We start from the raw sequence: 10,723 nt of genomic DNA on the forward strand, positions 1-10,723 counted from the left end.
ATGTTGCCAGATACATTGTTGCCAATCCGATAAGGGCTGGGTTGGTCAGCAGGGTGGGCGATTATCCGCATTGGGATGCGGTCTGGTTGTGAATGAATGATCGCGCGGGCGGCGCTCGGTCTCCCAGGCGCCACACATCCCACGTCGAACCCTGCGCTCACTTGTCCCAGGTCTCAGGGCACCCTTTGCATTCCTCCATATTGGCCTCCTGAAAATTCCCATAATGCTGCCGCGCCCCGCGCAAATCCGCACGCGCCAGGTTGCTCTGGCCAAACTTGGCTTCCTGCAGGTTGGCGTCGCCCAGGTTGGCCCCTTGCAGATCGGCCTTGCTCAACCAGGCCATCTCCAGGTCCGCCGCCTGCAAGTTGGCCTGTTCCAGCTTCGCCCCGGACAGCCTGGCAAACTGCAGGTAGGCTGCACTGAGGTCGGCCTTGGCAAACTGTGCCCCCTGGGCGAACAACCCCCAGCCCTGAATGGCCACCAGCTTGCTGTTGCTCAGGTCGGCCAGGCGCAGGTTGCTCTGTTGCAGGCTGGCGCGGGTCAGGTTGGCGCCTTGCAGCCGGGCCTTTTCCAGGTTGGCCAGGTCCAACTGGGCATGCCGCAGGTCGGCATCGCGCAGGTCGGCACCGGCCAGGTTCATCTTGCGCAGGTCCTGGTTGGCCAGGTTGGCGCCGCGCAGGTTGGCCCCTGGGCACTGGCTGGCCTCGGCAATCACGCAGCCGTTGATGGTCAAGGGCGTATCGTTGCCAGCGTCGTCGGCAGTCTCGGCCATGGCCGGAGACAGCACCAGCAGCAAGGCAAATGGCAAGTAGTTCATGGCGAAAGGCTCTCGGCAGAAAAAGGGCAGAAACGGGGAGGGGCGCAGGCCCGCTCCCCGCCGCAGGTCAACGCTGTGCAGTCTTGTTGTCCCAGCTAGGGATCTTGAACACCCAGAATGAGCCGCCCTGTGCCACGGGTTTGGTCAGCTCGGCCATGTCGCCGCCCCACAGCGGCACCGCGCCGCCATAGCCCACGGTCACACCGATGTACTGCTCGCCATCCTGCTCCCAGGTGATGGGCGGCGAAACGATGCCGCTGCCGGTCTGGAACTTCCACAGCTCCTTGCCCGTCTTGGCGTCGAAGGCCTTGAAGAAGCCGTCGCCGGTGCCGGTGAATACCAGGTTGCCCTTGGTGGCCAGCACGCCGGCCCACAGCGGCAGGTGCTCTTTGTGTTCCCACACCAGCTTGCCAGTAGTCGGGTCCATGGCGCGCAAGGTGCCGACGTGGTCGTCGTACATGCGCTTGATACGGAAGCCCATGCCCAGGTAGGCCGAGCCTTTCTTGTAGTTCACTTCTTCGGTCCAGTATTCCTCTTTCCACTGGTTGCCGGGGATATAGAACAGGCCGGTATCCTGGCTGTAGGCCATGGGGTTCCAGTTCTTGCCACCGAGGAACGGCGGCGAAACCTCCACCGGCTTGCCCTTGGTTTCACCCGGCAGTGGCTTGGCCGGGCGTTGGCCGGGGTTTTCCACCGGGCGCCCGGTCTTCAGGTCGATATGGCTGGCCCAGGTGATGTTGTCGACGAAAGGGAAGGCGTTCTGCAGCTTGCCGTTGTTGCGGTCGACCACGTAGAAGAAGCCGTTGCGGTCGGCGTGGGCGGTGGCCTTGACCACCTTGCCGTCCTTGTCTTTGTAGTCGAACAGCACCAGCTCGTTGTTGCCGGAGAAGTCCCAGGCATCGTTGGGGGTGTGCTGGTAGAACCATTTGACCTCGCCGGTGCTCGGGTCGACGCCGACCTGGCCGGAGGTGTACAGGCTGTCGAAGTCATGCGGGTTGCCGTCCTTCGACGTGCGCGCCCAGGTATTCCACGGGCCGGGGTTGCCCGCGCCAACGATGATGGTGTTGGTCTCGGGGTCGAAGCTGGCGCTTTGCCAAGGGGCGCCGCCGCCGTGGCTCCAGGCCTCGACCTTGCCGGTTTCGGTGGTCGGGTCGTCTGGCCAGGACGGCGCCTTGACGTCGCCGGTCGGGGTGCTGTCCTTGCCGTTCAGGCGGCCCATGTGGCCTTCGACGAAAGGCCGCATCCACACTTCTTCGCCGGTGTCCGGGTCGCGGGCGAACAGTTGGCCGACCACGCCGAATTCATCGCCGGAGCTGCCGTGAATCAACAGCACCTTGCCGCTGGTCTTGTCCTTGATCAGCACCGGTGCGCCGGTCATGGTGTAGCCGGCGCTGTGGTCGCCGAACTTCTTGTTCCACACCACTTTGCCGGTGTGCTTGTCGAGGGCGATGACCCGCGCGTCCAGGGTGCCGAAGTAGATCTTGTCGCCGTAGATCGCCGCCCCACGGTTGACCACGTCGCAGCACGGGCGAATGTTGTCGGGCAGGCGGTGGTTGTAGGTCCACAGGCGTTTGCCGGTCTTGGCATCGAGGGCGAATACCCGTGAGTACGAACCGGTGACATAGACCACGCCGTCGCTGACGATGGCCTGGGACTCCTGGCCGCGCTGTTTTTCGTCGCCGAACGAGTAGGACCAGGCCGGGGTCAGCTTGAACACGTTCTGGTCATTGACCTGAGCCAGCGGGCTCCAGCGCTGGGCGTTGGTGCCCATGCCGTACTGCAGCACGTCCTGGGTGGTCAGGTGGTCATTGGCGATGTCTTCCCAGGTCACGTTCTTGCTGGCAGGTGCCGCAGGGGCGGTGGCCGCTGTTGCCACATTGCCCAGGGCCAGGCTACCGGCCATCAGCAGGACGCGCACGCTCAGGGCCAGAGGGGAAAGGGCGGGTAGCGATCTTATTGTCATGGTTGCAGTTCCCAGTGGAGGTTTTGGCCTGCACAGGGTGGGGCGCGGTGGCGGTGGTGGGATACGGAAAATATCCCGCCCTTGCCGGGAAGAGTTCCCGTACGGCACCTCATTTGGCCCTTCGCCACAAGCCCTACTACCAAGGGAGTAAGGCCCGGCCACCAAAGCAGCATTCGGCCGCCCGTGGGCTGTTTCTAAGATGGCGGCACGGCCTCTGTGGTTGAGGCTTTGCGTGCAATGGTGAGGGCATAACAATGACAAAAAAACGCGATGTGTTGCTTGCTGCAGGGTTGCTGGCCGCGGCTGTGCTGACCGGCACGGCCTGGGCTCATGGCAACGTGGTGCCCCAGGCCGTGGAGACCAAGGGCCTGACCCCGATCAAGGACGCTGGCGTGAGCCTGGACGGCGACGGCTGGGCGGCAGTGAACCCTTACCGTAGCTCACCCGAGCACGACAAGGCGGTGGAAATCGGCGCCTCCGCCTACAACCAGAACTGCGCGGCCTGCCATGGCCTGGAAGCAAAATCCGGTGGTATCGCCCCCGACCTGCGCATGCTCGATGCCGGTGATGCCGGCGATGAATGGTTCGTCGAGCGGGTACGCCACGGCGCGGTGCGCGACGGCCGCGTGTACATGCCGAAGATGGCCGATTACCTCAGCCAGGAAGCCCTGTGGGCGGTGCGCACCTACCTGGACAGCGTGCACGTCGAGGAGTGACGGCCATGCGTCTGTGGGCGGTGCTGTTGAGTGGCCTGCTGCTGTGTTGCGCGGCGGCCCAGGCGCAGGTGCGCAACTACGACACGATCATCGCCGCCGGCGAGTTGAAGGTAGCGGTATACAAGGACTTCGCACCCTACAGTTTCGAGGACCACGGCCAACCGCGTGGCGTCGATGTGGAGCTGGCGCAGGCCCTGGCCACCGCCTTGGGGGTGCGCCTGCAACTGATCTGGGCACCGCCTGGCGAAAAGCTCGACGATGACTTGCGCGACTACATCTGGCGCGGCAGCCCGCTGCGCCACCAGCAGTTGGCCGACCTGATGATGCGGGTGCCCTACGACCACGATTACGCGCAGAAACGCAATGAACTGGGCGAGCTGGAAAACGCCCAGGTGGTGATGTTCGGCCCCTATCAGCAGGAGCGCTGGCAGGTGGCCTATGACCGCCGGCGGCTAGCCTCGGTGGCCAGTGTGGCGGTGTTCCAGCAGCACCCGATCGGGGTCGAGGTGGACAGCGTGCCGTCGTTCTACCTGACCTCGGTGTTCAAGGGCATGCTCAGCGCCAAGACCCACCATTACCCCAGCGTGCAGCAGGCATTCGGTGCAATGCAGGCCGGCCAGGTGGACGCTGTGATGGCGATGCGCGGCGAGGTCGACTGGCAGTTGCACCAAGCCGCCGACCCGCAATTGGCCCTGGCGGAAAACGCCTACCCAAACCTTGGCAAGCAAGCTTGGGAAATCGGCATGGCCGTGCATGAAAGCAACCGGCAGCTGGCTTATGCGGTGGAGGAGGCCCTTGAAGCGATGATCCGCGATGGTCGACTCAAGGCGATGTATGCCGCTTACGGCCTGCGTTACGAGGTCCCGGAGATGTATCAATAGCGGATCGCCAACCTGCCCTGTGGGAGCGGGCATGCCCGCGAAGAAGGCCACGCGGAGTCTGGCACCGGCTTTGCCGGTGTTCGCGGGCATGCCCGCTCCCACAGGATCCTGCCAAGTCAGTCGTTTATATGTTGTTCAATCAGGAGTAGGCCATGAACTGGCGAGCAACGTTCCTGCTGGCCTGCTGGATGCCCTGGGCAGCCCAGGCCGCTACGCAAGGCACCCACACGGACCCGGTGCCCTCGGTGATGTGGGACTTCTACCACAAACAGATACTGGGCCAGGCAGCGTTCGTCTTCGATGACCGTGTAAAACTGCTGGCGCCGCCCTTTGCCGAGGACGCGCGGCAGGTGCCGCTGGAGATCGACGCCCGGGCGTTCACCGGCGAAGTGGTGCGGATCATCGCCTGGGCCGAACTCAACCCGCTGCCGCGTATCGTCGACTTCCAGCCTGGCGAGCGCGTGCTGCCTTGGTTGTCGATCCGCATCCGTATCGAACAGGCCACGCCGCTGCGTGCCGCCGTGCTAACACGCGATGGCCTGTGGCACGTCGGCTCGACCCTGATCGATGCGGCGGGTGGCGGTTGTACCGCGCCTAGCGTGGTGCGCACCCAACCCGGCTGGGAGGAGCACCTCGGCGAAGTGCTGGGCGGGCGCTACCCACGTGGCGACAGCAGCCGCCTGCGCCTGCAGGTGGCCCACCCGATGGACAATGGCCTGGTCAGCGGCATTCCCGAGTTCTTCCTCAACCATGCCGAACTGCAAGACGCGGACGGCCAGCGCCTAGCCAGCCTGGAGCTGTACCCGGCGGTCAGCGAAAACCCCAACCTGGGCTTTGACATCCAGGGCTCCGGGCCCACCCGGCTGCTGTTGCAGGACAACAGCGGCAACCAGTTCGAGGCGGCGGTGCCCTGAGCGCATGCCCGACTTCCCCCAGACCAGAGGCGCCGTCATGCGTTGGATTCTGCTGTTGCTGCTGTGCCTGGGGCTGCCGGCCCAGGCTGACCTGGAATACCGGCTCACCCCCCGGCAGATCGCCGAGGGCACCTGGCTGCTGGAGGGCAGCACCGACAATTTCGCCAAGGCCAATGGCGGTAACGTGGTCAACACGGCGTTCATCGTCACCGACAGCGGTGTGGTGGTCATCGACAGTGGGCCGTCGAAGCGCTATGGCGAGGCGATGCGCCAGGCGATTGCCGCCGTCACCGACAAGCCGGTGCTGGAAGTGCTGCTGACTCATCATCACCCGGATCACGTGCTGGGCAACCAGGCTTTTGCCGATGTGCCGATTGGCGCCTTGGCCGGTACCCGTGACTTGCTGCGCCAGCAGGGCGATGCCATGGCCGAGAACATGTATCGCCTGGTGGGTGACTGGATGCGCGGTACCGAAGTGGTTCTGCCGACTCGGGTGCTGCAACCGGGTGTGCATGAGGTGGGCGGGCACCGCCTGCGGCTGCTGGGGCTTGGCGGGCACACCGGCGCCGACCTGGCGATTCTCGATGAAAGCACCGGCGTGCTGTTCGCCGGCGACCTGGTGTTCTACGAACGTGCCCTGACCACGCCCAACAGCCCGGGGTTGGATGTGTGGCTGAAGGACCTGGATAGCTTGCAGGCATTGCCCTGGAAGCAACTGGTGCCCGGGCATGGCCCGGTGGCCAGTGATGCGCGGCCGTTCGTGCAGATGCGTGACTACCTGGGCTGGTTGGATGGCCTGATGCGTGATGGCGCGGCGCGTGGCGACGACATGGCAGAGATGATTCGCAGGCCCATCCCTGAGAGGTTTGCCGGAATCAGCTTGACGCGGTATGAGCTGATTCGCAGTGTCAGCCATTTGTATCCGCGTTATGAGCGACAGCAGCTGCGGCGGGTGGATGGGGGCGGTGGGGTTTTTTAGGGTTTGTCGTGGCATTTTTTGCGCCTGTGAGATCGAGCGCCGCCCGCGCGGCGCATCGCGAGCGAAGCTCGCTCCTACATTTGTTTCGGGCCAGTATCGCCTGTGGCAGGCGCGCGCGACCGCCTTGTTTGTACGACGCGATATCGAGCCATGCGCCAAGGGGATCGCGCGCAAATCCCACAGGCATAATTGGCCCGAAACAAATGTAGGAGCGAGCTTCGCTCGCGATGCGCCGCGCGGGCGGCGCTCGATCTCTGCCCCCAAACAAATCCCAAGCCGATACCAAGGAACTAGAAATCTCCGCACTGCGGCCAATTGTTGGTAACCGGGTAGGCACCAAGAATTCTCGGCACACCGGGAAATTTTCCCGGGCACAACAAAAAAACCAAAGGTAGCCGTCATGACCCGATCCCCACGTCGCCCCTCGTTCGCCGTGAGCCTGGTGCTCAGCGCCATGCTGCTTGCCGGCGCGGCTCACGCCGCTGTCAGCAATGAAGAAATCCTCCAGGACCCGAAGAACCCGCAGCAGATCGTGACCAACGGCCTGGGCGTACAGGGCCAGCGCTACAGCCCGCTGGACCTGCTCAATGCCAACAACGTCAAGGAACTGCGGCCGGTCTGGGCGTTCTCCTTCGGCGGTGAAAAGCAGCGCGGCCAGCAGGCCCAACCGCTGATCAAGGACGGGGTGATGTACCTGACTGGCTCCTATTCGCGGGTGTTCGCCGTGGACGCGCGCACCGGCAAGAAACTGTGGCAATACGATGCTCGCCTGCCGGATGACATCCGCCCGTGCTGCGATGTCATCAACCGCGGCGTGGCCCTGTACGGCGACCTGGTGTTCTTCGGTACGCTGGACGCCAAGCTGGTGGCCTTGAACAAGGACACCGGCAAGGTGGTCTGGAGCAAGAAGGTGGCCGACCACAAGGAAGGCTACTCCATCAGCGCCGCGCCGATGATCGTCAACGGCAAGCTGATCACCGGCGTTGCCGGTGGCGAATTCGGCGTGGTGGGCAAGATCCAGGCCTACAACCCGGAAAACGGCGAGTTGCTGTGGATGCGCCCCACCGTGGAAGGGCACATGGGCTACGTGTACAAGGACGGCAAGGCGATCGAGAACGGCATTTCCGGCGGCGAGGCGGGCAAGACCTGGCCCGGCGACCTGTGGAAGACCGGCGGTGCGGCGCCATGGCTGGGCGGGTACTACGACCCGGAAACCAACCTGATCCTGTTTGGCACCGGCAACCCGGCACCGTGGAACTCGCACCTGCGCCCCGGTGACAACCTGTACTCCTCGTCGCGCCTGGCGCTCAACCCAGACGACGGCACCATCAAGTGGCACTTCCAGAGCACGCCCCATGACGGCTGGGACTTCGACGGCGTCAACGAGCTGATCTCGTTCAACTACAAAGACGGCGGCAAGGAGGTCAAGGCGGCCGCCACGGCCGACCGCAACGGCTTCTTCTACGTGCTGGACCGCACCAACGGCAAGTTCATCCGCGGCTTCCCCTTCGTCGACAAGATCACCTGGGCCACCGGCTTGGACAAGGACGGCCGACCGATCTACAACGACGCCAGCCGTCCGGGCGCACCGGGCAGCGAGGCCAAGGGCAGCTCGGTGTTCGTCGCCCCGGCCTTCCTCGGTGCCAAGAACTGGATGCCGATGGCCTACAACAAAGACACCGGGCTGTTCTACGTGCCGTCCAACGAGTGGGGCATGGACATCTGGAACGAAGGCATCGCCTACAAGAAGGGCGCGGCGTTCCTCGGCGCCGGCTTCACCATCAAACCGCTTAACGAAGACTATATCGGCGTGCTGCGCGCCATCGACCCGATCAGCGGCAAGGAAGTGTGGCGCCACAAGAACTACGCGCCGCTGTGGGGCGGGGTGCTGACCACCAAGGGCAACCTGGTGTTCACCGGCACACCGGAAGGCTTCCTGCAGGCCTTCAACGCCAAGACCGGCGACAAGGTCTGGGAATTCCAGACCGGCTCCGGCGTGCTCGGCTCGCCCGTCACCTGGGAAATGGACGGCGAGCAATACGTATCGGTGGTTTCCGGCTGGGGCGGCGCGGTGCCGCTGTGGGGCGGCGAAGTGGCCAAGCGGGTCAAGGACTTCAACCAGGGTGGCATGCTCTGGACCTTCAAATTGCCCAAGCAGTTGCAGCAAACGGCGAGCGCCCAGCCATAACGCCTGACCCTACTACCAAATGACGAGAGCCCCGCTGCCAACGATGCATTCGCCCGGCACGCGGGGCTTTTTACCATCGATCCATCGCCTGTCGTGGGACAGGCATCGACCCGCAGAGGCTCAGCATGATCTACGCACAACCCGGAACTCCAGGCGCCGTCGTGTCCTTCAAGCCACGTTATGGCAACTTCATCGATGGCGAGTTCGTGCCGCCGCTGGCCGGCCAGTACTTCACCAACAGCTCGCCGGTCAATGGCCAGCCGATTGCCGAATTCCCGCGTTCCACTGCCCAGGACATCGACCGCGCCCTGGACGCCGCGCATGCCGCCGCCGACGCTTGGGGCAAGACCTCGGTACAAGACCGCGCCCTGGTGCTGTTGAAGATTGCCGATCGCATCGAACAGAACCTGGAAGTGCTGGCCGTCACCGAAAGCTGGGACAACGGCAAGGCCGTACGCGAAACCTTGAATGCCGACGTGCCGCTGGCGGCGGACCACTTCCGCTATTTCGCCGGTTGCATCCGTGCACAAGAAGGTGGAGCGGCCGAGATCAACGAAGGCACCGTGGCCTATCACATCCACGAGCCGCTGGGCGTGGTCGGGCAGATCATCCCGTGGAACTTCCCGCTGCTGATGGCCGCCTGGAAGCTTGCCCCAGCCCTGGCCGCGGGCAACTGCGTGGTGCTCAAACCGGCTGAGCAAACGCCTCTGTCGATCACCATTTTTGCCGAGCTGATCGCCGATTTGCTGCCTGCCGGTGTGCTGAACATCGTCCAGGGCTTCGGCCGCGAGGCCGGCGAGGCCCTGGCGACCAGCAAGCGCATTGCCAAGATCGCCTTCACCGGCTCCACCCCGGTGGGTTCGCACATCATGAAATGCGCGGCCGAGAACATCATTCCGTCCACGGTCGAGCTGGGCGGTAAATCGCCGAACATCTTCTTCGAAGACATCATGCAGGCCGAGCCCGCGTTCATCGAAAAGGCCGCCGAAGGCCTGGTGCTGGCATTCTTCAACCAGGGCGAGGTGTGCACCTGCCCGTCGCGGGCGCTGATCCAGGAGTCGATCTACGAGCCGTTCATGGCCGAGGTGATGAAAAAAATCGCCAAGATCACGCGTGGCAACCCGCTGGATACCGAAACCATGGTCGGTGCCCAGGCTTCCGAGCAGCAGTACGACAAGATTCTCTCGTACCTGCAGATTGCCAAGGAGGAGGGCGCGCAGTTGCTTACCGGCGGCGGTGCCGAGCGGCTGCAGGGCGACTTGAGCAGCGGGTACTACATCCAGCCGACCCTGCTCAAGGGCCACAACCAGATGCGCGTGTTCCAGGAGGAAATCTTCGGCCCGGTGGTGGGCGTGACCACCTTCAAGGACGAAGCCGAAGCGCTGGCGATCGCCAACGACAGCGAGTTTGGCTTGGGTGCCGGCTTGTGGACCCGCGACATCAACCGTGCCTACCGCATGGGCCGTGGGATCAAGGCCGGGCGGGTGTGGACCAACTGCTATCACCTGTATCCGGCGCATGCGGCCTTTGGGGGCTACAAGAAGTCGGGGGTTGGGCGGGAGACGCACAAGATGATGCTTGACCACTATCAACAGACCAAGAACCTGCTGGTGAGCTACGACATCAACCCGCTGGGCTTCTTCTAGACCGCGTCGCTTGCTTCGCAGCACAAGGCTGCTCCTACAGGGACCGCACATCCCTGTAGGAGCAGCCTTGTGCTGCGAAGAGGCCGGCAAATCCCTACGACCAACGCACCCCGCAAGCTCGTTCCAAAGTAGCATTCGGCCCAGTCCGCCCCCGTGCATTAATGCATCTACCGGAATCCTCCGGCACAAGAAGAGGACTTGCCCTATGTGGAACAAACCCGCCTATACCGACCTGCGCATTGGCTTCGAAGTGACGATGTATTTCGCCAATCGCTGATGCCCGCCCGGCCACCGCTGCGGTGGCCGGCTCTTGATTGCCGATGCCCCCGTGAAGCTGATCGATCACGCGCAAACCCTGGCTTTGGGCAAAGGCTTTCGCCTGCGCTGGGAGCCGCTGCAGGCTTGCCATGTGCTGCTGTACCCCGGGGGCATCATCGAGCTCAACGCCAGTGCCGGCTGGGTGCTGGAGCTGCTGGACGGCCAGCGCAGCGTGGCAACCGTTATCGACCGCCTGGCACGGCGCTTCCCCGGCGTAGCGGGGCTCGAAGAAGACGTACTGGCGTTCCTGGAGGTGGCCCGCGCCAAGTCCTGGGTCGAATGAGCCGTGGCCCGCTTTGGT

10 protein-coding genes and 1 pseudogene are annotated in these 10,723 nt (G+C 64.0%); 9 read left to right on the plus strand and 2 right to left on the minus strand.

All coding sequences use genetic code 11. The annotated features are described in order from the left end of the window. Positions 1-92 (plus strand): annotated as a pseudogene (locus ACNFBR_RS16150) (transposase); the annotation flags it as partial. Positions 93-157: 65 nt separating this feature from the next. On the opposite strand, the gene ACNFBR_RS16155 reads toward ACNFBR_RS16150, so the two are convergent. After that, positions 158-817 carry a pentapeptide repeat-containing protein gene (locus ACNFBR_RS16155; RefSeq protein ID WP_416735839.1) on the minus strand — a complete coding sequence of 220 codons (660 nt, stop codon included), beginning with the start codon at positions 815-817 and terminating at the stop codon, positions 158-160. Between the two features lie 67 nt (positions 818-884). After that, entirely contained in the window at positions 885-2,780 is a 1,896-nt protein-coding gene (exaA, locus tag ACNFBR_RS16160; RefSeq protein ID WP_416735840.1) for a quinoprotein ethanol dehydrogenase, read from the minus strand. Between the two features lie 254 nt (positions 2,781-3,034). On the opposite strand from exaA, the gene pedF reads away from it, so the two are divergent. From pedF to pqqD, 8 genes are all read left to right on the plus strand, one after another. Then, positions 3,035-3,496 carry a cytochrome c-550 PedF gene (gene pedF / locus ACNFBR_RS16165; protein WP_416735841.1) on the plus strand — a complete coding sequence of 154 codons (462 nt, stop codon included), beginning with the start codon at positions 3,035-3,037 and terminating at the stop codon, positions 3,494-3,496. A 5-nt stretch (positions 3,497-3,501) separates the two neighbouring features. Continuing rightward, positions 3,502-4,377: a substrate-binding periplasmic protein gene (locus ACNFBR_RS16170; RefSeq protein WP_416735842.1), complete on the plus strand. Its 876-nt coding sequence runs from the start codon at positions 3,502-3,504 to the stop codon at positions 4,375-4,377. A gap of 152 nt (positions 4,378-4,529) precedes the next feature. Then, positions 4,530-5,291: a quinoprotein dehydrogenase-associated SoxYZ-like carrier gene (locus ACNFBR_RS16175; RefSeq protein ID WP_416735843.1), complete on the plus strand. Its 762-nt coding sequence runs from the start codon at positions 4,530-4,532 to the stop codon at positions 5,289-5,291. 37 nt (positions 5,292-5,328) lie between these two features. Next, positions 5,329-6,270, plus strand: a complete 942-nt coding sequence (locus ACNFBR_RS16180) for a quinoprotein relay system zinc metallohydrolase 1 (RefSeq protein ID WP_416735844.1) — start codon at positions 5,329-5,331, stop codon at positions 6,268-6,270. Positions 6,271-6,670: 400 nt separating this feature from the next. Further along, entirely contained in the window at positions 6,671-8,458 is a 1,788-nt protein-coding gene (gene pedH, locus ACNFBR_RS16185) for a PQQ-dependent alcohol dehydrogenase PedH (protein WP_416735845.1), read from the plus strand. A 125-nt stretch (positions 8,459-8,583) separates the two neighbouring features. Next, positions 8,584-10,104 (plus strand): aldehyde dehydrogenase family protein, encoded by a 1,521-nt coding sequence (locus tag ACNFBR_RS16190; protein ID WP_416735846.1) that lies wholly within the window; start codon positions 8,584-8,586, stop codon positions 10,102-10,104. A 205-nt stretch (positions 10,105-10,309) separates the two neighbouring features. Then, complete coding sequence (gene pqqA, locus ACNFBR_RS16195; RefSeq protein ID WP_071984777.1) at positions 10,310-10,381, plus strand: pyrroloquinoline quinone precursor peptide PqqA; 72 nt, start codon at positions 10,310-10,312, stop codon at positions 10,379-10,381. A 51-nt stretch (positions 10,382-10,432) separates the two neighbouring features. Further along, the gene (pqqD, locus tag ACNFBR_RS16200) at positions 10,433-10,705 is read left to right on the plus strand and encodes a pyrroloquinoline quinone biosynthesis peptide chaperone PqqD (protein ID WP_416735847.1); all 273 of its coding nucleotides are present in this window, start codon (positions 10,433-10,435) and stop codon (positions 10,703-10,705) included. The last annotated feature ends 18 nt before the right edge of the window (positions 10,706-10,723 follow it).

Origin of the sequence: Pseudomonas sp. NY11955, from assembly GCF_048068035.1 — a bacterium.
Classification (GTDB): Bacteria; Pseudomonadota; Gammaproteobacteria; order Pseudomonadales; family Pseudomonadaceae; genus Aquipseudomonas.

Coding starts and splice junctions, on each gene's coding strand:
- ACNFBR_RS16155 (WP_416735839.1), bottom strand. CDS start 817: ATGAACTACTTGCCATTTGCCTTGCTGCTGGTGCTGTCTCCGGCCATG.
- pedH (WP_416735845.1), top strand. CDS start 6,671: ATGACCCGATCCCCACGTCGCCCCTCGTTCGCCGTGAGCCTGGTGCTC.
- exaA (WP_416735840.1), bottom strand. CDS start 2,780: ATGACAATAAGATCGCTACCCGCCCTTTCCCCTCTGGCCCTGAGCGTG.
- pedF (WP_416735841.1), top strand. CDS start 3,035: ATGACAAAAAAACGCGATGTGTTGCTTGCTGCAGGGTTGCTGGCCGCG.
- ACNFBR_RS16180 (WP_416735844.1), top strand. CDS start 5,329: ATGCGTTGGATTCTGCTGTTGCTGCTGTGCCTGGGGCTGCCGGCCCAG.
- ACNFBR_RS16170 (WP_416735842.1), top strand. CDS start 3,502: ATGCGTCTGTGGGCGGTGCTGTTGAGTGGCCTGCTGCTGTGTTGCGCG.
- ACNFBR_RS16175 (WP_416735843.1), top strand. CDS start 4,530: ATGAACTGGCGAGCAACGTTCCTGCTGGCCTGCTGGATGCCCTGGGCA.
- ACNFBR_RS16190 (WP_416735846.1), top strand. CDS start 8,584: ATGATCTACGCACAACCCGGAACTCCAGGCGCCGTCGTGTCCTTCAAG.